21 protein-coding genes are annotated in these 22,694 nt (G+C 59.8%); 9 read left to right on the top strand and 12 right to left on the bottom strand.

Annotated elements, in window-relative coordinates:
* Positions 1–109: 109 nt before the first annotated feature.
* Positions 110–1,444, bottom strand: coding sequence for a lysine 2,3-aminomutase (gene kamA / locus P0N66_RS10285; RefSeq protein WP_275805026.1), 1,335 nt, complete (start codon positions 1,442–1,444; stop codon positions 110–112).
* Positions 1,445–1,999: 555 nt separating this feature from the next.
* Here kamA and mqnE point away from each other — a divergent pair.
* The 8 genes from mqnE to P0N66_RS10245 all read left to right on the top strand — a co-directional run bounded on the left by mqnE (position 2,000) and on the right by P0N66_RS10245 (position 11,070).
* Complete coding sequence (gene mqnE, locus P0N66_RS10280) at positions 2,000–3,112, top strand: aminofutalosine synthase MqnE (RefSeq protein ID WP_275805024.1); 1,113 nt, start codon at positions 2,000–2,002, stop codon at positions 3,110–3,112.
* 190 nt (positions 3,113–3,302) lie between these two features.
* Positions 3,303–4,373, top strand: coding sequence for a cyclic dehypoxanthinyl futalosine synthase (gene mqnC / locus P0N66_RS10275; protein ID WP_275805021.1), 1,071 nt, complete (start codon positions 3,303–3,305; stop codon positions 4,371–4,373).
* Positions 4,374–4,422: 49 nt separating this feature from the next.
* Positions 4,423–5,643, top strand: a complete 1,221-nt coding sequence (locus P0N66_RS10270; protein ID WP_275805018.1) for an amidohydrolase family protein — start codon at positions 4,423–4,425, stop codon at positions 5,641–5,643.
* Between the two features lie 5 nt (positions 5,644–5,648).
* Complete coding sequence (locus P0N66_RS10265; protein WP_275805016.1) at positions 5,649–6,494, top strand: menaquinone biosynthesis protein; 846 nt, start codon at positions 5,649–5,651, stop codon at positions 6,492–6,494.
* Between the two features lie 119 nt (positions 6,495–6,613).
* On the top strand, positions 6,614–7,378 hold the full coding sequence (locus P0N66_RS10260; protein ID WP_275805014.1) for a class I SAM-dependent methyltransferase: 765 nt from the start codon (positions 6,614–6,616) through the stop codon (positions 7,376–7,378).
* A complete protein-coding gene (locus P0N66_RS10255; RefSeq protein WP_275805012.1) occupies positions 7,375–7,953 on the top strand; it encodes a UbiX family flavin prenyltransferase in 579 nt (192 codons plus the stop codon). The genes P0N66_RS10260 and P0N66_RS10255 overlap by 4 nt, the downstream gene beginning before the upstream one ends.
* A 158-nt stretch (positions 7,954–8,111) precedes the next feature.
* Positions 8,112–8,978, top strand: coding sequence for a UbiA-like polyprenyltransferase (locus P0N66_RS10250; protein ID WP_275805010.1), 867 nt, complete (start codon positions 8,112–8,114; stop codon positions 8,976–8,978).
* A gap of 4 nt (positions 8,979–8,982) precedes the next feature.
* Positions 8,983–11,070, top strand: coding sequence for a hypothetical protein (locus P0N66_RS10245; protein WP_275805008.1), 2,088 nt, complete (start codon positions 8,983–8,985; stop codon positions 11,068–11,070).
* A gap of 63 nt (positions 11,071–11,133) precedes the next feature.
* On the opposite strand, the gene amrB is transcribed toward P0N66_RS10245, so the two are convergent.
* The 6 genes from amrB to P0N66_RS10215 form a co-directional block, all read right to left on the bottom strand.
* Positions 11,134–11,946, bottom strand: coding sequence for an AmmeMemoRadiSam system protein B (gene amrB, locus P0N66_RS10240; protein WP_275805006.1), 813 nt, complete (start codon positions 11,944–11,946; stop codon positions 11,134–11,136).
* A gap of 406 nt (positions 11,947–12,352) precedes the next feature.
* The gene (locus P0N66_RS10235; protein ID WP_275805004.1) at positions 12,353–14,176 is read right to left on the bottom strand and encodes a VTT domain-containing protein; all 1,824 of its coding nucleotides are present in this window, start codon (positions 14,174–14,176) and stop codon (positions 12,353–12,355) included.
* Positions 14,177–14,180: 4 nt separating this feature from the next.
* Complete coding sequence (locus P0N66_RS10230; protein ID WP_275805002.1) at positions 14,181–14,645, bottom strand: rhodanese-like domain-containing protein; 465 nt, start codon at positions 14,643–14,645, stop codon at positions 14,181–14,183.
* A gap of 125 nt (positions 14,646–14,770) precedes the next feature.
* Positions 14,771–15,673 carry a selenium metabolism-associated LysR family transcriptional regulator gene (locus tag P0N66_RS10225; protein ID WP_275805000.1) on the bottom strand — a complete coding sequence of 301 codons (903 nt, stop codon included), beginning with the start codon at positions 15,671–15,673 and terminating at the stop codon, positions 14,771–14,773.
* Between the two features lie 239 nt (positions 15,674–15,912).
* Positions 15,913–16,794 carry a bifunctional nuclease domain-containing protein gene (locus P0N66_RS10220; protein ID WP_275804998.1) on the bottom strand — a complete coding sequence of 294 codons (882 nt, stop codon included), beginning with the start codon at positions 16,792–16,794 and terminating at the stop codon, positions 15,913–15,915.
* A gap of 318 nt (positions 16,795–17,112) precedes the next feature.
* Complete coding sequence (locus tag P0N66_RS10215) at positions 17,113–17,289, bottom strand: thioredoxin family protein (RefSeq protein ID WP_275804996.1); 177 nt, start codon at positions 17,287–17,289, stop codon at positions 17,113–17,115.
* Positions 17,290–17,713: 424 nt separating this feature from the next.
* Between P0N66_RS10215 and P0N66_RS12920 the strand changes: the two genes are divergently transcribed.
* Entirely contained in the window at positions 17,714–18,013 is a 300-nt protein-coding gene (locus tag P0N66_RS12920) for a thioredoxin family protein (RefSeq protein ID WP_431190039.1), read from the top strand.
* Here P0N66_RS12920 and arsB read toward each other — a convergent pair.
* The 5 genes from arsB to P0N66_RS10185 all read right to left on the bottom strand — a co-directional run bounded on the left by arsB (position 18,003) and on the right by P0N66_RS10185 (position 22,470).
* Positions 18,003–19,148 carry an ACR3 family arsenite efflux transporter gene (gene arsB / locus P0N66_RS10205; protein ID WP_275804992.1) on the bottom strand — a complete coding sequence of 382 codons (1,146 nt, stop codon included), beginning with the start codon at positions 19,146–19,148 and terminating at the stop codon, positions 18,003–18,005. The two genes, P0N66_RS12920 and arsB, sit on opposite strands and share 11 nt — an antisense overlap.
* A 284-nt stretch (positions 19,149–19,432) precedes the next feature.
* Positions 19,433–21,217, bottom strand: a complete 1,785-nt coding sequence (gene arsA, locus P0N66_RS10200) for an arsenical pump-driving ATPase (RefSeq protein ID WP_275804990.1) — start codon at positions 21,215–21,217, stop codon at positions 19,433–19,435.
* Positions 21,208–21,609, bottom strand: a complete 402-nt coding sequence (arsD, locus tag P0N66_RS10195; protein WP_275804988.1) for an arsenite efflux transporter metallochaperone ArsD — start codon at positions 21,607–21,609, stop codon at positions 21,208–21,210. The genes arsA and arsD overlap by 10 nt, the downstream gene beginning before the upstream one ends.
* An 82-nt stretch (positions 21,610–21,691) precedes the next feature.
* Positions 21,692–22,120, bottom strand: coding sequence for an arsenate reductase ArsC (locus P0N66_RS10190; protein ID WP_275804986.1), 429 nt, complete (start codon positions 22,118–22,120; stop codon positions 21,692–21,694).
* Entirely contained in the window at positions 22,120–22,470 is a 351-nt protein-coding gene (locus P0N66_RS10185) for an ArsR/SmtB family transcription factor (RefSeq protein ID WP_275804984.1), read from the bottom strand. The genes P0N66_RS10190 and P0N66_RS10185 overlap by 1 nt, the downstream gene beginning before the upstream one ends.
* Positions 22,471–22,694: the final 224 nt, after the last annotated feature.

The raw sequence follows: 22,694 nt of genomic DNA, 5'->3' as shown, positions 1-22,694 counted from the left end.
CGCCTCCGGCTGGTCGGTAGCAAGAGTGGGATTATTCATCGTAATCAGTCACAGGGGTTGTCCCGTAAGCGGTCGCGGGGTGCCGCAAGATGTGGTGCCCCGTGATCGCTTACTGTTCATCGTCATCCCGGCGTTCCATTCGTTCGGTGTTTTCCGGCACCAGGGTAATGGCCTCTTCGTAGTCGGCCAGCAGCCCGGAAATGCCGATGGTGTTTTCCTGGTCTTCGGTATTTTCCAGTGGCAGATCCAGGTGGCAGTCTTCGCAGTTGCGGTCACAGAAGATGGGTTGATAGGAATCCGGCTCCTTGTAAGTGGTGATCACGCCTTCAAAATTACGCAGGACTACCTTGTTGGTGGACCAGGAGATCAGGTAATTGGGCATCACCGGAATTTTACCGCCGCCACCGGGGGCGTCGATAACGTAGGTGGGTACGGCAAAACCGCTGGTATGTCCGATCAGGCTTTCGATAATCTCGATCCCTTTGCCCACCGGGGTCCGGAAATTGGCCAGCCCCTCGGAAAGGTCGCACTGGTAGAGATAATAGGGCCGCACCCGGTTGGCCACCAGCTTGTGCACCAGCCGCTTGATCACCCGCGGGCAGTCGTTGACCCCGGCCAGCAGTACCGACTGGTTGCCCAAGGGGATGCCGGCATCGGCCAGCATGGCCAAGGCCTTGCGGGAGCGGGCGGTGATTTCCCGGGGGTGGTTGAAGTGGGTGTTGATCCACAAAGGGTGGTGTTTTTTGAGAATCGCCACCAACTCGGGGGTAATCCGCTGGGGCAGTACCACCGGGGTACGGGTGCCGATGCGGATCACCTCCACATGCTCAATGGCCCGCAGTTCGGCAAGCAGCCAGTCGATCAGTTCGTCGCTCAACAGAAAAGGGTCGCCGCCGGAGAGCAGCACATCGCGAATGGCCGGTGTTTGCCGAATGTATTCCAGGCCGGCTTTAAGATTTTTTTTGTCCGGTACTGAATCCACGTCGCCTACTTTTCGTTTGCGGGTACAGTGGCGGCAGTACATGGCGCACAGGTTGGAAACATGGAACAGCACCCGGTCGGGGTAGCGATGGGTAATCCCCGGGGCCGGGCTGTCCTGGTCCTCGGCCAGGGGGTCGCTGTGTTCACTGGCGCCGATCTTGAGTTCGCTTAAACTGGGGACCGACTGACGGAACACCGGATCCTCCTCGTAGTTCTCCCGGTCGATGAGGGAGAAGTAGTGTGGGGTGATGGCCATGGGAAAGCGGGCGATGGTTTCGGCCAGCTCTTGGCGCTTTTCCGGGGCAAAGGTGGTGCCCAGCAGCCGTTCCACGGTATCGATTTTTTTGATGGTATGGCGCAGATGCCAGCGCCAGTCCTCCCACTGTTCCGGGGTGGAAGTCATACCGGAACGGAAATCTTGTTCGGTGGCGCGATCGGAGTCGGTCTTTGGTGGTGCGTACATGGTGGTATCCTCCTGATTCAGGCACCTGACGACCCGCGGCGAAGCGCGGTAACGGACATTGCAACGAGTGAGACAGATAAGAAAGTGCTGCCAGGCTCTTTTTTAGAGCCGGTCGTAGGCAATGGCATGCACTAACCGGGACAGGCTTAAGCAAGCCGGCGCAACAGTGCCGAATGGATGGCCTGTCGGCCCATTGCCAGGTGCGTGACTGGTTGATTTGGAGCAAAATTTAAGGCTAGCATAACCGGTTTTGCTGGATAATGCAAATTTTGTCCGCTTTTGCACTGGCTAACTGTTTGTTATCACGGCTTTGGTGGCTTTGAAAAAAAATACCTGGGTGGTACTCGCTTGTTGTTTGCCGACAAAGGGGCACAGCCGGTAATTTGTTGCAATTTTCCCGGTTTCGAGATACCTCTAGGGCGCCCCGGTCAATAAATCATCTGTGCCCGGCGGATTTCCTGCATCTCCTTGTTTGCAGGTGATCAGCGGCAGTAATCATGGCTCACCACAGATTGGTGGTGTCGGCTGATATAAAGATATGGATGCGGTAGACTTATGATGGAAGAACTGTTTAAAAAGGCCGGCCTGGCCGAGATCGCTGCCAAAGTGGAAGGCGGTGAGCGACTCAGCCGGGAAGATGGCTTAACCCTGTATCGCTGTCCCGACCTGTTGCTGCTGGGGTATCTGGCCAATATCGTCCGGGAGCGGAAAAACGGCGACAAGGCTTTTTTTATTTATAACCAGCACCTTAATTATTCCAATATCTGCACCAACCTCTGCAAATTCTGCGCTTTTGGCAAGGATCGCGATTCCGATCAGGCCTATGAGATGAGCATTGCCGAGATCCGTGAGAAGATTCGCGCCCGGCTGGACGAGCCCATCAGCGAGATCCACGTGGTGGGCGGCATTCACCCCGATCTGCCCTATTCTTACTACCTGGAGATGCTGCGAGCTATTAAAGAGGAGCGGCCCGGGGTTCATATTCAGGCATTTACCGGGGTGGAGATCGCCCATCTGGCTGAACTTTCTGGCCAAAGCGTGCAAGAGTGTCTACGGGAACTGCAGACCGCCGGGCTTGACTCCATTCCCGGTGGCGGGGCCGAAGTGTTCAGCCCCCGGATTCGCCGGCTTACCTGTGAGAAAAAACTCTCCGGCGAGGGCTGGCTGGAGGTGGCCCGCACCGCCCACGGGCTGGGATTGCGCAGCAACGCCACCATGCTTTACGGGCATATCGAAACCCTGGAAGAGCGGGTGGAGCACCTGCTGATGTTGCGGCAGACCCAGGACGAAACCGGCGGTTTTCTCACCTTTATCCCCTTGGCTTATCATCCCCGCAATACCGAGCTTTCCATTACCAACCCGGGGCTGGCCCGTACCTCCGGGGTGGAGGATCTGCGCAACATCGCGGTGGCCCGGCTGCTGCTGGATAACTTTGATCATATCAAAGCCTACTGGGTGATGATCGGCCCCAAGCTGGCCCAGGTGGCATTGTCTTTCGGGGCCGATGACCTGGACGGCACCATCAAGGAAGAATTGATCACCAAAATGGCCGGCGGTGAAGCGGAGCAGGCCATGGCCGACAGCGAACTGATCCGGTTGATCAAGGAAGCCGGCCGGGTGCCGGTGGAGCGGGACACCCTCTATGAAAAACTCACCCCTCGTTCGTAGCTGATAACAGGGATATCCTCGCCAAAAGCCCCGCTGGAAGGGGCGGGCGATAACGTAAAAACAAAGAGATACAGTGTGCGCCCAGTCTGCGGCGCGGCACTGGCGATGCCGATAAAAAATGACCATGCAAGAGACCAAGCAAAAAGGAAGTGATTACGAGGGCCAATCTGCCGTAAAAGGGTACGGGAGGGTGCAAGATGCGGTCTTACGCGACCGTCTGCCCCAAAAGATTCTGGCCGGTGAACGCGTTACCGCAGCCGAGGCCCTGGATCTGGTGGCGGCAACCGACCTGCTGCAGCTGGGGCTGCTGGCCGATGTGGTGCGCCGTCGTTTGCACCCGGAGCCGATGGTTACCTATATCATCGACCGCAACATCAACTATACCGATATCTGTATCTCCGCCTGCAAGTTCTGCGCTTTTTTCAAGGCTCCCGAAGACCCCGCCGGCCGGTTGTTGAGCCGGGCCGAGCTTGGCCGCAAGATTGAAGAGACCAAGGAACTGGGCGGCAACCAGATCCTGCTTCAGGGAGGCTTGCACCCGGACCAGTCGCTGGAATTTTACGAAGAGATGCTGCGCTTTATCAAGGGTTACGGGATCCATGTGCACGGTTTTTCCCCCCCCGAGATTCACCACTTTGCCACTCTGGCGGGGATTTCCACCCGGGAGGTGCTGGCCCGCCTGCAGATCGCCGGTTTGGATTCCATGCCCGGAGGTGGGGCCGAGATCCTCTCCAATCGGGTGCGCCGGGAGATCGCCCCGCGCAAATGCAATGCCGATGAATGGATAGCCGTCATGGGAGAGGCCCACGAGTTGGGGATGCGGACCACCGCCACCATGATGTTCGGCCATATCGAAACCATGCCTGAAAGGATGGAGCACCTGCAGCGAATTCGTGACCTGCAGGATCGTACCGGCGGTTTTACCGCTTTTATTCCTTGGCCTTTTCAGCCGGATCATACCGCTCTGGCCGGAATTAACAAAACCACCGCCTTTGAGTATCTCAAGATGCTGGCCCTCAGTCGGATTTTTCTTGATAATGTTGCCAATATCCAGGCCTCCTGGGTTACCCAGGGGCCGAAGATCGCCCAGGTTTCTTTGTCGTTTGGGGCCAACGATTTTGGCAGCACCATGATCGAGGAAAATGTGGTTGCTGCCGCCGGGGTTAGTTTTCGTCTTTCCGAAGAGGAAATCCGCCGCCTGGTGGAAGGCGCCGGCTTTACCGCCCGTCGCCGGCGGATGGACTACACCCTTTGCGAATAATATCTTCGGTGCCGCAGTAACTGGCGGTGCCGACCAGCATGAGGAAGCCATGGCCGAAAGCATGCGTTTGTACCGAGCCCCGCTGGTTTTGCCGGTGGCCTCACCGCCCCTGTCAAACGGCGCGGTCCTGACGGAAAATGGCCGGGTGCGGGCGGTGGGGCCCTACGCCGAGTTGCGCCGGCAGGCCGAGGTGCTCCCTTTGGCGGCCGAGGTGGATTATGAAGGACATGTGCTGATCCCGGCCCTGGTCAACGCCCACTGCCATCTCGAACTCTCCGGCCTGGCCTTTCTGAGCCGGGAGTGGCAGCCGGAACCGGGCGATATCACCGGCTGGATTCGGCGCCTGCTGGCGGCCCGCCAGGAGCGTCCGGCCGATCCCGACGCGGCCCTGTTGGCCCTGGCCCGACTTTTTACCGGGGGGTGTCGGACGGTGCTGGATATCGGCAACGATCCAGCCAGTGCCGAAATCGGCCGCCTGTTCAAGGCCGAGGTCTTTTTTTATCTTGAGCTGCTGGGTTTTTCCGGAGCTGCCCAGGACGCTGCCCTGGCCCGGCTGGCCGGGCAGCCAGCCGAGTTATGCTGTACCGGGCATGCCCTTTACTCCACCGGCCCGGAACTTTTTCGCGCCCTGAAGAAGCGGGCCGGCGGTGATTCCTGCCGGTTTCCCGTTCATGTGGCCGAGTCGGCCGCCGAGGAGGAGTTTCTAGCCCACGGCGGCGGACCGTTGCGTGATTTTCTGGTGGAGCGGGGGCTTGATCTCACCGCTTTTCGGCCGCCCAATCGCAGTGCCGTAGCCTGGCTGGACCGTTTGGGGCTGCTGGATGAGCAAACCATTTGTGTCCATGGGGTGCGGGTAAGTCGGGAAGATATCTCGCTGCTGGCCGCCCGCCGCTCCGGAGTCTGTTTGTGCCCGGGATCCAATCGTTACCTGGGGGTGGGGCGTGCTCCGCTGCCGGACTATCTGGCGGCCGACATCCTGCCGGCTCTGGGCACCGACAGCCAGGCCAGCAATCACGGTTTTTCCCTGTGGCATGAAATGAAAGTTCTGCGGGAGGATCATCCTGGAGTGGAACCGGCCACGGTTCTGGCCATGGCCACCCTGGCCGGCGCCCGCTTGCTGGGGCGGGAAGGTGAAACCGGGGTGATTGCCCCTGGGGTGTCCTCGGCCCTGCTGGCGGTGGAGTGCCCGACGGCGTCCGGTCAGCCTGAGACCGTGCTGGAATATTTGACCACAGCGGGTGAGGAGATCCGCCTGGAATGGATTGAATAGGCCTTATGGCTAAGCAGTCTCGGAAAAATACGGCCCGGGTGGGAATGGTGAGCTTTCTCAATACTGCGCCGGTTTACGAAACCTGGCGGCGGACGGTCAACGAACCCGCCTGGCTGCTGCGGGAAGCGCCGCCGACGGTCCTTAACCACCTGCTGTACCGGGGGGAGTTGGACCTGGCCATGGTCTCCTCCCATGAATATGCTCTGCATCCTGAAAAATATCGGATTCTGGCCGATCTATCAATTTCCGCCACCGGCGCGGTGGGCAGCGTTTTTCTCTTTGCCCGTCGGCCGCTGACCGAATTGAATAACGCTCTGGTGTTGCTCAGTTCACGCTCCCAGACCTCGGTGAGTCTGGTGAAAATTATCCTGGAGGATCTTTACCGCCTTGAACCACGCTATGAAGTGGCGGATATGGTGGATGAAGAGGAGGGAGCGGGGGAGGCGGTGCTTTCCATCGGCGATGAGGCTCTGTTTCTGGCTGCCGCCGGCACTTATCCCTACCGTTACGACCTGGCCGACATCTGGTATGGTCAAACCGGCTTACCTTTTGTCTTTGCCCTGTGGGCGGTGCGGGAGGAATTCTACCGGGCCCAGCCGGCCACGGTGCAGGCCATTCATCGTGAACTGAAACGTTGCCTGCGGGAAGGGCTGAACGATCTGTCGGCGATCTGCCGGCAGGTGGCGCCGCGGATTCCCATGGCGGAAGATGAGTGTCGGCGCTATCTGGCGGGCATGCAGTATGACTTCAATCCGGCGCAGCAGGCTGGGCTGGAGCGTTTTTTTCAACTGTTGATCGAACGGTGTGAGGTGCCGCCGGCGGCCCTGCCCTTGAAAATTATTCATGCGTAGGTAAGCGATCACTTACATGCGTAAAACTGTCCAGCAGCACCCAGTTGCTCCAGGTGTGAGCAGGATGGTTACACGCTTAAAGCCACGGCCCGGCACTAAACGAAACCAATTGGACGGTAATGGATAATCACGAGCCAGGGTGCAAGCCCGGTCGGCCCCCCGGAGGTGCTGGCAACCAGCAGCATCCCGACGACAAAAAGAAATTTGTAAGGAGCAAATTCGCCGCCATCAGTCGGCGTTATGATTTGCTCAACTCGGTGCTCAGCTTTCAGATTGACCGTTACTGGCGCTGGGTGGTAGCCCGGGAACTGCGGGAATTCCCGGCTGGCTCGGTGCTGGATTTGTGTGCCGGCACCCTGCCCCTGTCTTTGGAACTGGCCCGGCAGGCGCCAGAGCGGACCGTGGTGGCGGTGGACTTTTGCGAGGATATGCTCAAGGTTGGCCGGAATGATTGGCGCCGGGACCGGCGGCTGTCGCGCATTTTGCCGGTCTGTGGCGACGGTGAGCAGATTCCCCTGCAGGATGCCGGGGTATGGGGGGTGACGGTGGCCTTCGGGGTGCGCAACCTGGCCCGCACCGAGCAAGGGCTGCGGGAAATGCAGCGGGTGCTCAAACCCGGCGGTAAACTGTTGATTCTCGAGTTTTCCCGCCCCCGCAACCGGCTGGTCAAACCTTTTTACAATTTTTATCTCAATCGCATTCTGCCCCGGGTGGCTGGGCTGGTTTCCGGTGACCAGGACGCCTATCAGTACCTGGCCGCCTCCATTGCTGCTTTTTATGAGCCCGATGAGCTGGTCGGCATGATGCGGGCGGCGGGTTTTGCCAGAGTGGGTTATCGTCCCTTGACCTTCGGTATTGTTACGGTCTATATCGGGGTTAAATGATGCCAAAAAGCAAAAATAATAAAAAAATAATTCTGGCCGTTACCGGAGCCAGCGGTTCCCTTTATGCCTTGGAGTTTCTGCGACTGCTGGCCGATATGGAGGTGGAGGTTCACTTGGTGATCTCCGAGGCCGGGGAACAGGTAGTGACCCTGGAAACCGGCCGGTCGGCCGACCAGCTTGCCCAGTTGGTCACCCGTCGCTATGATATCAAGGATTTTACCGCTCCCTTTGCCAGCGGTAGTGCGGTGTTTGCCGGCATGGTGATATTGCCCTGCAGCATGGGCACTTTGGCGGCGGTGGCCGGCGGCTTGAGCCATAACCTGATCCACCGGGCCGCCGATGTCACCCTCAAGGAGCGGCGGCCCCTGGTGCTGGCGGTGCGGGAAACGCCCCTGAACCGGACTCACCTGCACAATATGCTCAAGGTGCATGAGGCCGGCGGGATCATCTGCCCGGCCATGCCGGGTTTTTACCATGGCCCGCAGAGCCTGTCCGAGTTGGCCCGGGCTTTTGCCGGCCGGGTGGCGGAACAGTTGGGGCTTGTCGTGCCCGATCTTCCTCGCTGGCAAGGGTAAACGTTCAGCCGCGCCGTATCTTCTGTCGCTCAGCCAGGCTTACGGGGGTACGCCGCGCCTGGCTGCCTGCCGGAATTTGCGGCACGGCTGAACGTTTACGGTCCGTTATCTCAGCAGTTATTGGCCCTGGTGAACGTTTACTGGCAAGGGTAGAAAATATGCAGGCATCCTGGAACAAAATCAAGGTCATGCTGGAGATGATCAAGTTTGAGCACAGTGTGTTTGCGCTGCCGTTTGCCCTGATGGGGGCCCTGCTGGCGGGGCGCGGTTGGCCGGAGCTGCCGATCCTGTTATGGCTGATTCTGGCCATGGTGGCGGCCCGTACCGCAGCCATGGGCTTTAATCGTATTGTCGACCATCGTTTCGATGCCGCCAATCCCCGCACCGCCGAACGGGCCATCCCCGCCGGAGCAGTGAAACTCTGGGAGGCCTGGCTGCTGGTAATGCTGGCTGCGCTCCTGTTCTTTTTCGCTTGCTACATGCTTAACCCCCTGGCCCTGCTGATCTCTCCCCTGGCCCTGGGGCTGGCCTTCACCTATTCTCTGACTAAACGCTTCACCTGGTTCTGTCATGTGGTTCTAGGGTTGGCCCTGGCGCTGTCGCCGCTGGGCGGCTGGGTGGCGGTGGCCGGGAGTCTGGAGGGGTACCCTTGGCTGCTTTCCCTGGGGGTGGCTTTGTGGGTGGCCGGTTTTGATACCGTGTATGCCTGTCTGGATGCCAAGTTTGACCGGGATGCCGGGCTTTACTCGCTGCCGGCCTGCTTTGGCTCCCGCCGGGCTTTTCGCCTGGCGGGGCTGGCCCACCTGCTGGCCTTTGCCTGTTTCGTGATTATCGGCCTTATGATGAGTCTGCATATCATTTACGGCCTGGGGCTGGCGGTGGCCGCCGGGGCATTGATTTATCAGCACCGGGCGGTGAGTCCGGGTGATCTGTCGCAAATCAAACTCTCCTTCTTTACGGCCAACGGTCTGATCAGTCTGGTAATGTTTGCAGCCACCTGGCTGGCCCTCGTCGTTGGTGGTTAGCGCAATGGTTAAGGGGTATCCGGTTTTACTCTCCGTGCATCCTGTTTCCTTTGACGGTGCCACCCTGCTGGGTGACCAGTGGGAAGGGCTGCTGGCTGAGTTGCGCCGCGGTTTGGCCACCGGCGGGCTGGAGGCCCGGGACTCACTTTCGGAGTTGATGCTGTTCAACTTCGATCACCCCTTGACTGCCCTGGCCACTTTGTTTGAGCAACTGGACAAGCTTCGGAAAAAATTCCCGGCCACCGCCAGGTCGGCCAAGTTGCCCCTGCAGTTCGTGCTGCACCTGGAAAGTAAAAACGAAAGTCCGCCGTCGTTTCGTTATCCCGGCGCCACGGTCTGGGAAGAGCTTGAGCATCATGCTGTCTACCTTTCGCCCGCCCTGGCCGGACAATGGGAAAAAATACTGACGGGGCGGGCGGATGTGCCGCAGCATGAACTGCAGAGCCAGGGACGTTTTGCCAAGCTGATTTTTTCCCAGCCGGCGGCCTTGCGCCGCAGACGGCTCTTCCCATACCGGGCAGTGCTGGCCGAAGCCGGCACCGGACGGCCCTGCTTTTATTGCGGCCTGCGGACCCATCCGTCGTCCCTGTGCCCCGCCAAGCAGCTCAGCATGGCCGGCATGGCGCTGCATGACGTTGGTTATCAGCCCCTTGATGAACTGCTTCGCAACTTCCAGGCCGCCTTCAGTAACCGCAAGCAGATGGAAGCCTTGCTGGGGCCCGGGGTGGACCAGGCTCAGCTTAGAAAAAATCCGGCGCTCCAGGCCTATGTCGCTTTTTTTGACCTGCTGATTGTTTATCAGCCCCGTTATCTGCAGCGGGTGGTTTTTTCGGTGCATTCCTTATGGAGCGGGCTGAATCTCAAGGTTCGCACCAAGCAGGACAGCCGTAACCTGGAAATCGGCCTGGATTGCCTGCGGGTTGGTCAGTATGATCGGGCCCGGGATATTCTGCTGGCGGAAAATCAGGCCTTAGGCGGCAAGCAGTACGGCGCCAACGTCGGTTTGGCCTTTGTTGCCCTGGAGCAGGGACGATTCGAGGAGATGGGCCATTTTTTGGAGATTGCCGCCAGTGTGGCTGAAGTAGAAAAGGAGAAAATCCACAGCGCCCTGTTGCTGGCCCGTTACCACGATCTGGCCGGCAATTCCTGGAAGGCGGAACAGGCCCTACAAGGTATGGCCAATCTCTATGCCGACTGTTACGAAATTATCCATCGGCGCATTCATACGGCGGTGCGGGGCGGGCACGGGGCCCAGGTATTAGGAGTGATCAGCGGGCTTATTGAATCCAGCCGCCTTTATTTCATGAATGTCCTGATGGACCCGGTGCTGCTGCCCGTTGAGGGCTTACTGGAAGATGTCCTCAACAGCCACTTGCGCACCACCCGGAGCCGGGCTGACGAGGCCTTGGCCGGGGCGGTGGTGGAATACGAAAAGCTCAAGAAATGGGTGGACGGCAAGGACGAGGAGTTTGATCGCAACCTGGAAACCCTGACGTCTTTGCAGCAGCAAGTGGAAAAGGGCTCCTATTATGACCTGCTGGATGTGGTCGAAAAGGCCAACTCCCTGCGCCGGGCGGCCCCGCGGTTACAGGAAAGCAAGCTGGATGAGCTGAACGACGAGATTGATGAAGCGGTGCTGGAGTGGGACAAATTCCAGCAGTACTGGCAGGAGTACGCCTACAAGTCTTTCTGGCGGCGGGCGGAGAGGCAAATGCAGGGGGTCCGTAACCTGCTGGTGGAGGCCAGAGGAACGGCCAGCAGCAGTCTGCACCAAGGACGAACCAAGTTGCAGGCGGCGCGCCGGGAACTGGAAAGTTGGCCGGCCCTGATTAAACGGATGAACCGCTTGCGGCTGCTGTTGGACAGCCTGCGGATCTTTGCCGGCCGTTTGGTGGTGGCGGAAGTGGTGGTGAGTGTGTTGCTGCTGATCGCCTACCCGGTTCTCACCGTTGGTTTGGCCGACCAGATCGGCCCTGATCTGGTGGCCAGACTCAAGGATTCGGCCATGCAAAAAAGACTTATTTTTACCGCCAACGGGGTGGTGGCGCCGGTCATTGCCTTTGCTCAGACGGTACGACGGGTGGTGCCATGAAGCGGCAGCAGCCGAGGGGGCGGCTTACTCTGCCGCCAATAATCGTAGGCAGCCGCTCACCGCTCAGCGGATAACAAAGCCGGCGTAACCCACCACCTGGCTGGTGTCACCGCTGGCCTCGCCGGAATCACTGTAACGTACCAATTCAGCCTCGGTGGCCCCCGTCGCCAGAGCGGCGAACAGGGTGATGACGGTGGGGATCACCCCGCACATGCTGATCTGCCGTTCAGCCACGGTTTGATATAAGCCTTCCGGGTCCAGGGCCAGGACCCGTTCGATGGCCAGGTGATCCTTGGCGGTGGCGGCGGCCCGGGTTTCGTAATGGCTCATATCGGTACTGGCCGCCAGCAGCACCGGTTGCTGGTAATCGTCAAGGGCGGCGGCCAGGGCCCGGCCGATCAGTCGGCAATCGGCCAAAGAAAGCCGGGCCAGGCAAAGCGGCACCATGCGCAGCCCGGGCTGACGAAACTGGAGGAAGGGCAGCAGTACCTCCAGGGAGTGTTCCCTCAGATGGGCCCGCTCGTCATCGCTGATCTCCGGGCCATGGCGCCGGATAAGCGCCGCCAGTTCGGCATTGATTTTCACCTCCCCCAGCGGCATCTCCCAGCTTCCAGTCGTCATCAGCGCCGCCGGGGCCCCCAGCCCGTGGTGATTGGGGCCCATGACAACGACATCTTCGGGTATCGTCACCCGGGCCACCGTCTCCCCGGCCACCTTGCCGGAATAGACATACCCGGCATGGGGCATGATCACGGCCCTGGCCGGGCGGCTTTGCGTTGTGGTTGTTGTCTGGGGAACCAGCCGGGTCAACAGTTCGCGCAAGACTTCGGCGTCACCGGGGTAAAACTGGTGCGCCACTGCCGGAGTTCTGATCATATTGCTTCTCCTCTGCTCAACAGGGATCTTTCCAAACGCGACGCGATTTTGACATTATACGGTGATCTGAAAAGTTCGGGTTGATCCTTGATTAACAAAAAATATATACTCAAAATATCGAGTTGCCAAAAAATATTGTCAAGGATTTTTGGTGGCAAAGGGTCAAGCCTTTAAAAAAAGGAGACTTTGAGATGACAACACCAAATTCTGCCGACAGCTCTCAGGCCGGTATCCAGGCTAACAGCACCAAGAAAAACAACATCCTGGCGGTTTCGACCCTAACCCTGGGTATTACCGGCCTGTAAACGTTCAGCAGTGCCCCAGATTCGGGCAAGCAGCAAAGCGCCCCCGTGTACGCAAGCTTGGCTGATCGCCCGAAGATGGGGTGCTGCTGAACGTTTACTGCCTATTGGGGCAGCCTGAACTTGAAGAGCAGCCGATTGAGGTAGGTCCGGGGGGGCGCGGCTGCCTTTGTGTTACCGGTCAACGCTTTGTGTGGCTCGGCCAGCAGGTCGGCCAAATGGATGGTGTTCAGGCCCGCCCGGTTAAGGAAACCGGCGCAACCGGCGCAGTAGGTTAAGACCGGCAGTTCCTGCGCCTGTTTTTTGCGCAAAGCGCCCCAGCGGGCGGCCAGATCGGGGCGCTTCAGGCCTACCGCGCCGCCTTCCCCGCAGCACAAGGTGCGCTTGCCGGTTGATTTCATTTCCTCTATCTTCAGGCCCTGGCTGGTCGCCAATTGGCGCACCGCATGCTGTAGTTCAGGCCGTTGGCGTAACGGGCAGGGGTCGTGGACAGTGACTTTTCCTGTGACGGTGGCTTTGCCCTCATTGGTCGCGGCCAGCAACTCCCAAACGCTTTTGACTTTCAACTTGCCGCCGTACTGCAGGAAAACCTTGTAGCAATTGGGGCAGGCCACCAGGATTTCACGAACCCCTTGGGCCAGCAGGCGCTGTTGCAGTGCCCCGAATCTCGCGGCGAAATATTGCTGCCGACCCAGGTCGTGGGAGGGCTTGTGGCAGCAGTTGAGCACCAGACCCAGCGAAGGCTTCAGTTCCCGTAGGCGGTCAACAAGGTGCCGGGTGGCGGCCGGTCGGGTGCCGGGCAACGTACAGCCGGGGAAAAAGGCGGTGGTGCAGCCCGTTGGCAGGGATTCCGCGGCAAACAGCCGGGAAGCTCCCAGCCGTTCATAGGAGAGAATGGGGCGGTAGGGGCGAAGATCGAAATCTTTCTGGGCGGCTTTTTGCCGTCGGAGGTTGAGAAAAAAATCACCGGGCGTTAGTTTTTCAGGGCAGATCGCTGTGCAGAGGTGGCAGAGACTGCAGGCAAAGGGGTCAACCTTGAAGTTGCCGCTGTGGCGCCCGCTGGCAGCGATTTCGCCGGGCAAACCGGATTCTTGCAGCAAGGCGCAACGGGCGGCACAGGCCCCGCACATGGTGCATTGGTCGGCCAGTTCGGCGGCTGCTTGGGCCAATGCTTTGGGATAGTCGGCGTGGGCGAGCCCTGGGGCGCCTTTTTTTGCCTGATTTGTAGAGCTTGCCGGTTGTTTTCCACTTTTGCGGTACCAGGAAAGCAAGCGGTTGGCAACCAGCGGCAGGAGGCCCAGCAGGGCAAAGGCCAGCAACAGGCGGGGCGAAAAGATTTCGCCGGTGGAGGCCAGCCGTCCCAGTTCACTGCCGGCATTGACAAACACGAAAGTGCCCGGCAGCATGCCCAATTGCGACACCCAGTAAAAGGTACGCAGGGGCATGGCGGTAAGGCCCATTACCATGTTGATGATAAAGAAGGGGACCACCGGAATAAGCCGCAGGGAAAAAAGATAAAAGGCGCCTTCCTTGGCAATGCCTCGGTCTACGGTGGTAAGAGCGCCGGGAAAGCGACCTTTGATTAGATCCCGGAAGAGATAGCGGGAGAGGGCGCAGGCCACGGTGGCGGCAATGGTGCTGGCAAAGGAAACCACCACGGTGCCAACCAACACCCCGAACACCGCCCCGGCCAGCAGCCCCAGCAGAGCGCCGCCCGGCAGGTTGAGGGCCACCACCAGCAGATAGGTGCCGGCAAAAGAGACAATGGCTGTCAGCGGCCGCTGCTGGTAAAAATGGCGGGCTTGCTCCTGGAAACCCCGAATCTGTTCCAGGGTCAGGTAGTGGTGGAGGTCAAACCAGAAAAAAGCCCCGGCCAGCAAAACGATTGCCAGAACCAGGGCGCTTTTTCTGCGGTTAAAAGCAGCCATTAAATCAGGACCTGGGTACCTTTTCATAGGGCCACTTGCGCAGACCGTCTTCCAGGATGAGCATCCGTTTTTTGTCGATCCCCCGGGACTCGTAATAGTCGACAGTCCGCCGGGCGCCCCCACCGCCGCCGGGGCAGATGATGATGATATCTTCACTGCCGGCCTGCAGGGCCGTCAGACCTTTGTTCAACCTGGCCCGCTCAGCCTCGTTCTGGGTGGGGTAGGCGTTGGTTTCAATGGAACCGGGGATGTGGCCTTCGGCAAACTCGTCGGCCGGGCAGATATCCAGCAGTACCATTTCATCACCGGCCAGCAGGCGCTTGTTCAGCTCTTCAGCGCTGATATACTGATACCCCCCGCTGAAAAAGGAAAAAAAAGCCTGGACGGGTCCGGCCGCCATCACCAGCATCAACACCCCAACCATTGCCGCGTACTTGAACATCGCTAAACCTCCTTGTTGAAGTTTCATTCCGCCGCCCACTTCCGCACAAACTTCATAGAGTGGGTGTTCTGTTTGGCGGGATTCTAGCGATCCAAGGCGGTCAAGTCCAATTGTTAATATTGATGATTAAGTTGTGCTGATATCGGCAAATACTATGAATTGCGGTTGGCTGTGTCTTTGAGAAAATCAAGGAAAAGAGTGCCGATGGGGGAGGGATGTCGTTTTTTGCGTTGCACCAGGTAGAAGGGGCGGCGAAAGTTTATTCCTTTAATGGTTACTTCGGCCACGGCGCCGCAGGCCAGGTCGTCACGGATGGCCTGGCGGGAGATGATGGCCACTCCGATGCCGGCCTTGACACTCTGCAGCACCGCCTCGGTGCTGCCCATCTCGGCGATAATTCGCAGCTTGTTCGCTTCTGTGCCGTGCCGGTGGAGAATTTCGTGCATCACCTTGCGGGTGCCCGATTCCCGTTCGCGATCAATAAAGGGCACCTCGGCCAGTTCCGCCGGTTCGATCTCGCCCCGTCGGGACCAGGGATGGTCGTGGCGTACCACCAGGGTCAATTCGTCGGCCAGCAGCGGTTCCCACTCCAAGACCGCTTCGCGCCAGCGGGCCCCAACCACGCCGAACTCGCAGTCTCCCCGGATCACCAGTTCGGCGGCTTGCCGGGAGTTGGCGATCTTGATGGTAACCAGCACCTCGGGGTACTCTTTTTTGAATTGTCCAATCATCTTCGGCAGCAGGTAGGTGCCGGGGATGGTGCTGGCCGCCATCCAGAGATGGCCGGATTGGCGGCCGCTGTAGTTTTCAATGGCTGCCACCGCTTCATCGTGCAGGCGCAGGAGGCGCCGGGCATGGTCATAAAGCAGTTTGCCGGCCGGGGTGGGCAGAACCTCCCGGCCCAGCCGGTCCACCAGCCTGACCCCCAGGGTTTCTTCCAGGCTGCGCAGGTGCTCGCTCACCGTGGGCTGGGAAAGAAAGGCCGCTTCGGCCGCTTTGGTGAAGCTCTTCAGTTCCACCACCCGGCAGAAAACTTCCAGTCGATGCAGGTCCATAAAATTTTATAACCTCGTCAAATGTGATGGCCTCACCAAATAACGGCAAAACTAAAACAGCCGGCTGAGCAGGTAATAGGTCAGGGCCCCTGCGCCCAGGGGGCCGTAGGTGAGCAGTCAGGGGATACAACCATCTTCGGATTTTTTATGGATCAGCCCGAAGACGGCCGCCGCCGCCAGGATGGAGATAACGACAAAGATGATGGTTTTCACGGGTAAATAACCTGACTGGTTGTTTGCTACAGTTCGATACCGGGGCTCGTCCAATCGTGGAAGCGCTCCGGTTCCGGAACTTTGGTGGAAACCTGCAGGTGGTGCTCTTCGCCCTGGTGCCAGTAGGTGATGGCCACCTTTTCCCCTTCCGGCGTGGTGCGTACCAGGTCCAGGAACTCCATGGGGGTGGTGGGGGGGCCGTCATTGACTCGGGTGATCAGGGCACCGGGCCGCAAGCCGGCTTCCCGGGCCGGGCCGGTAACATTGCTGACCAGCACGCCATCTTGTTTCGGCAGAGCCAGGGCGGTTCGCAGGTCCTCGGTGACCCGGTTAACCGTAATTCCTACCGCGGTAACCACCTCGTCCTCCAGCCCCTGGTACTCGATGGCCTGGGCGGCCGCCAGAACCTTGGGGGCGATAAAAATGCCAGCGCCGGACCTGACGGCCAGGGCCAGGGCATCGCTGGGCCGACTGTCGATCCGCAGGGGCTCATCGCGGCCAGGTACAGCCAGTTCCAGCATTCCGTAAAAAGTCCGATTGCGCAGTTCATCCACGTAGATCCGCCGCAATTCGCCCTCCATGGCGCCAATGACGTCAATCAGCAAGTCATGGGTCATGGGCCGGGGCATCTTGGTGCCGCGCAGGGCATGGCTGATGGCCATGGCCTGTTCCGGACCGATGAAAATCGGCACTACCTTGTTGGCGTGGGGTTCGCGTAGCAGGACCACCGGCGAGCCGTTGCCGGCGATGGCGATGGTGGCGATTTCCACTTCCACCATCTCGTCCGGAGCAACCGCCAGTTCCCGTTCCATCTGGGCCTGTATCGGGATGGTAGAGAACAGCAGCAGGACCGCCAAAAACACGCCGATTCCCACGGATTGATGTTGTAAAGGTTTAAGAAAAAGCATGATTCCTCCGCCTGGCTGCCTTTATTGAACTGTTTTTTAAGCCACCATGGATTATCGGCGATGGATAATAATTGTCAAGTAAACTCTGTGCTGTCAGTTCAGGAGAATTTACTTTTCCCGGTTTTTACCAGAATGGTTGCAAAATAAAATACCCCCCCCAGGAACAGCATAATTATGCCGGCCAGGCGAGGCAGCCAGATGCTGCCTTGTTGCATGGAACGGGCTTCGATCAGACGCTTGATGCGGGCTGTTGATCCGCCGGCGATAGCTATGGGCAGGCAGTGGCCCACGTGGCGATAAACCTACCGGCCCTGCTGGTCATAAAAAAATCTGGGTGGGGATGGTGCTGATGCCGAAAGGACGGGCGGCGGCGGGGGGGTCCCAGACATCGATGAAGATGATGGCGGCCCGGCCCCGGTACTCTTCTTCCCGTTCCACCAGGATCGGTGCCATCAACTTGCAGGGAATGCACTCATTGGTTCCCAGGTCCACCATGGTTACCTGGCCGGGAACCGCGGTACCTGGGGTGTCTCCCCAAGCCGGCAGGCCGTTAGCAGTAACAGAGCCAGCAGCAAGGCCGGCAGCAAGACGGCTGGTGCTTTGTTCATTCCTCGCTCCTTGATTAAAAATGTTGGCGCTATAATACGGTAAAAAATGATTAGCAGTTGACAAAGCCCGTTTTGCGTAACACGCATATCGCCATATATCGATTTGGCAACCCCGAAAACATAACGAGAACTGAAAACGCATGGAAAAGAAAAAAAGCATCCGGACATTGAACAGGTTCCGGCCCGCCAGGCGACGCCTTGCAGCAAGGTGGCGTTAACTGATCGCAGGTTTCAACCAAGAGCAAGCGATCACGGCGTGGTTGATCTGAGAACCGGGCAACGACAAACATTAAATTGATGGGAGAGTAAGCATGGAAATCAAGGCTTGCGGCCCCGGCTGCGCTAAATGCAATGAAACGGAAAGAGTGGTCAAGGAGGCCCTGGCGGCGACCGAGGTGAGTGCAGAGGTGGAATTGGAAAAATCGGTGGCGAAAAGAATTTTTTCAAATGCCTGGGGACGCACGGAAACACCGCCGGTATCGCTTTTGCCCTCCACGTTGATGCGGGAGAGAAACACCGGGAGGCCGGTGGCCTGCAGCAGCTTGAAGGAAACGCTGCCCAGGGCCGACCTGATTTTGCTTAACATTGTTCTGTTCATGCTTATGACTTAGCTGATTCGGTTACCGGTGGGGCCGTTACCTCACCCCCGTAGAAGCGGCGCAGGAAGTAGAGGCTGACATGGACCAGGCCGATGAGTACCGGTACTTCCACCAGCGGGCCGATGACAGTGGCGAAGGCGACGGGGGAGGCAATCCCGAACACGGCGATGGCCACGGCGATGGCCAACTCGAAGTTGTTGCCCGAGGCGGTGAAGGAGAGCGAGGCGCTACGGGCGTAGTCGGCTCCCAGGCGGCGGGCCATGTAAAAGCTGAACAGGAACATCAAGGCGAAGTAGGCGCTAAGGGGGATGGCGATCCAAAGCACGTCAAAGGGGCGCATCAGGATCTGCTCACCCTGGGTGCTGAACATCACCACGATGGTAAAGAGCAGGGCCACCAGGGTGATGGGGGAAATCCGGGGAATGAAGACCTGGTCGTACCACTCCTCCCCCTTGGCCCTCGCCAGCAGCACCCGGCTCAGCACCCCGGCGGTGAAGGGAATGCCCAGGTAGATCATGACGCTGACAAAGATATCGCCGATGCTCACCTCCACCACCACCCCTTGCAGGCCGAACAGCGGCGGCAGCACGGTGATGAAGAGCCAGGCGTAGAAGCTGAAGGTGATGATCTGGAAAATACTGTTTATGGCCACCAGGCCGGCGGCGTACTCGCTGCTGCCCCGGGCCAGCTGGTTCCAGACCAGGACCATGGCAATACAGCGGGCGATCCCCACCAGGATCAGCCCCACCATGTAATCGCCCCAGCGGGGATCGGGGCCGATAAAGGTCGGTGCGATATAGCCGAAAAAGCCCACCGCCAGCACGAACATCAGCAGGGGGCCGGCCAACCAGTTGAGAAACAGCGACAGTCCCACCACCCGCAAGTCGGCAAACACCTTGGGCATCAGGTGGTACTTGACCTTGGCCAGGGGCGGGTACATCATCAGGATCAAGCCGATGGCGATCAGCAGGTTGGTGTGCTCCCCCACCGTCAGGCTTTCGTTGAAGGCCGCCACGCCCCGGGGGAAAAGCGAACCGACGGCCACTCCCAGGGCCATGGCGCTGAAGATCCAGATGGTCAGGTAGCGGTCCAGCAGGGACAGCCTGCCGCCCATGCTGGGCTTGGTATCGGCGGGACATTGTGACATTGGTGTTTCCTTTTGTACGGTCGGTTGGCTTAAGGTTTTGGGTAACTATCCAGCTCATGCCGAGGGTAACTGTTCAGCAGTGCCCCAGCTTGGGGCAAGCGGACCGGCGCCGCGTACTGTTGGGTACGCAAGCCGGGCCGATCGCCCCAAGATGGGGTGCTGCTGGACAGTTACGGTTTTGGTTACCTGGCCATAACCGCGCCACGCGGACTGGTCGGTAACGGGAAAACAAGCAGTGGCAAAAGGTGCCCCGGCAGCGCCGGTTCACCCCTCAAGCGCAAGTACTAATCGGCTTCCGGGTCGGCCGCCAGTAGCTTGCCCAGCTCCGCGCTGCCTTTGATCTCCGTTGCCAGCCAGGGCGAGGCCGCCACCGGGCCGGGGCTTAGTTGCAGCACTTCCTCGATAAAACCCAGTTCCTTGACCCCGCGGGCGGCCAGCAGCGGATCTTGGGTGCCGGAGAGGGCGAAGCACTGGTTGATCGCCCAGCCGTAAGGTTCGATTGCCGCCCGGCGCAGATCTTCCTGCAGGCTGGCGGCCTCGTGTACCGGGGTGGCTTCGGGCAGGGTGACCAGCAGCACCCTCGTGTACTTGGGGTCGCGCAGGCGCGGAAGCAGCTGCTGCACCGCCTCGCTGACCCCGGCGGCGTTTTTGGCCACCTCCCGATGATAAGACTCGGTGGCGTCCAGCAGCAGCAGGGTATGGCCGGTGGGGGCGGTATCCAGCACCAGGAACTGCTCTTGGGCGCCCGCCACCTCGCGGGCGAAGGCCTGGAAGACGGCGATCTCCTCAATGCAGGGTGAGCGCAGTTCCTCCTTCAGCAACTCCAGGTCCTCGGCCGACAGCTCATGTTCCTTGGCGGCCAGTACTTGGGCGGTGTAGGTACGGGTTTCCGCCTTGGGGTCGATGCGGCTGATGGTCAGGTTGGCCGGCGGATCGGGCAGCATCTGGTCCACGTGGGCCGCCGGGTCGGTGGTGGAGAGGCAGACCTTATGCCCCCGGCGGGCCAGTTCCACGGCGATGGCGGCGGCGGTGGCGGTCTTGCCCACGCCACCCTTGCCCATGGTCATGATCAGGCCCTTGCCGGGGGCCGCCAGTTCTTCCAGCATTTGGGGCCAGGGGGTAAGCCGGGGCCGGGTACGTTGCAGGCCGGCGGCCAGTTTTTCGATCTCGCCGCTGTCCGTCCTGTCCGGGGCCGCTTCCAGGGCCTTTTCGATGGCGGCCAGGCCCACCAGGCCCTGGGGGCGGAAATCCATCACGCATCGGGGCAGCCGGGCCAGGGTGGGGGGCAACTTGGCCAAGGCCCGGTCGCCCTTGTTTTGCAAGGCTTGGGCCACCGGGTCGTCGGAGGTGGCCTGGAAGCGGCCGTTGATCACCAGGTGCTGGTTTTTCATCCCCAGGCCGTAGAGTTCGGCGGCGGCCCGTTCCGCCTCTGCCAGGGTAAACGCCTCCGGTCGGCTGACCAGCACCAGCAGCGTCAGCTCGGGGTCGGTGAGCGAGGCCACCGCCCCTTCGTAGATCAGCCGCTGCTCCTTGAGCCCGGCCAAGGGCCCCAGGCAGGAGGAACCACCCTTGTTTTCCAGCACGAAATCGTTCCAGGCCGCCGGCAGGCTCAGCAGTCGCAGGGTGTGACCGGTGGGGGCGGTGTCCAGCACGATATGGTCGTACTCGGCCACCGTTTCCGGGTGCCCGATAACCTGGGAAAATTCGTTGAAGGCGGCGATTTCCACCGTGCAGGCGCCGGATAGTTGCTCTTCGATGTTTTGCACCGCCTCGTCGGGCAGTACCCCCCGGTAGGGGCCCACCATCCTTTCCCGGTAGGCCGCCGCCGCCTCCTCCGGGTCGATATTCATGGCCAGCAGGCCGGGGTTGCCCTTGATCGGAGCGGGGCTGCCGGAAAGTGGGGTCTCCAGCACCTCGTCCAGGTTGGAGGCCGGGTCGGTGCTGATCAGCAACACCTTCTTGCCTTGCCGAGCCAGGGCAATGGCGACTATGCAGGACATGGTGGTCTTGCCCACCCCGCCCTTGCCGGTGAAAAAGAGATAACGGGGGGCCTGGTCAATCAGCAGCATTTATCACCTCCGCCCGCTATAGGCAGGGAAGAGAGGGGGGTGGCGCTATCCTGGCCGGCTGGGGGCGCGTCGGTGGTCGGGTCGTAATCGACTTCGGCCATGGCCGCCAGTTGCCGGCGGGTGGGGTAGGTGGCGGTACTTTTCTCCACCCCGTCCACCAGGATCAGGGGCAGGCAGGTGGTGGAGTCGGTGGCCAGTTTGTCCCGCACCAGTTGGTTTTCGGCAAAGGCCGCCGGTTCCTGGGAGAGGTTGTAGCGTCTTACCTCCACCCCTTTCTTCTGCAGCCAGTCCAGATCACCGGCAAAACGGACCAGGGCCGGGTCCACCGAGGGGCCACAGATGCCGGTGGAACAGCACATGGCCGGATCGAAAACTTCCATTTTTTTAGGCATGACGCGTACCTCGCAAGTTGTTTTACTCTCACTGCCGGTCCCGTGAGCCTGGCGGCTAGAAGGATCGGCGGTTGGTGATTGTTTACAACAGCTTTGCCAGCTCATCCGGCAAAGTTTTTACATAATCGCGGATTTCATCCCGCACCCGGCGGTAATGGGCCAGGGCCTCGTCCTCGCTGGCGGCATCGGCGGCCAGTTTGGGCGGGTCGTCAAAGCCCTGGTGGATGACCTTGCCGGGAAAGTAGGGGCAGGTCTCGTTGGCATGGCCGCAAAGGGTGATGACGTAATCGAAACTTTCCCGGGGCAACTCTTCCAGGGTTTTGGAGTACTGGTCGCCGATCTCCACCCCGGCCTCGGCCATCACCTTGACGGCCAGCGGGTTCATGCCGTGTTTGGCAATCCCGGCGGAAAAGACCTCAAACTCCTCGCCCAGCAGGTGACGGCCCCAGCCCTCGGCCATTTGGCTGCGGCAGGAGTTGCCGGTGCAGAGAAATAAAATGGTGGTGGTCATCAGCATGCCTCGTCGCTTTGCTTGTTTTGGCGGTAAAGCGCCAGGTTGCCGGCATCCCGCTTGGTTTCAGGCCGATTGGCCGCTTCCCGGGCCAGGGCATCAAGGATCTCGCGCATCAGGGGGCTCAGCTGCGGCGTCAGCCGGTAATGCATCCACACCCCCCGCCGGCTGCCCTCCACCCAGCCGCTGTTCTTCAGGTAGGACAGGTGCCGGGAGATGGTGGACTGGGGCAGGTTAAGGGCCCCGATCAGGTCACAGACGCACAACTCCCCCTGACTGTGCAGCAGCAACAGCAGACGCAAGCGAACTTCCTCGGACAGGGCCTTCAGGCCGTCGGCGATCTCTTTCATGGTCTTTACCGTATATCCGCATAAGCGGATATTGTCAATAATTTTCTGGGCGTGTTGATAAAAAAAACGCTACTTCGGCGCAGAAAGTAGCGTGTTTTGGGTGATGGCCGGAGCGGAGCGGGATTAAGAAATATCGGCGGCGCAACAAACAGCGGCGCAGGCCAGCTTAAAAATCCTGGAAATCATCATCATCGAAGAGGGGTCACGTCCGAAAGGGATCACGT

It is taken from the genome of Desulfurivibrio dismutans (assembly GCF_029210385.1).
GTDB classification, from domain to species: Bacteria; Desulfobacterota; Desulfobulbia; order Desulfobulbales; family Desulfurivibrionaceae; genus Desulfurivibrio; species Desulfurivibrio dismutans.
This window is presented reverse-complemented; position numbering and strand designations above follow the sequence as displayed.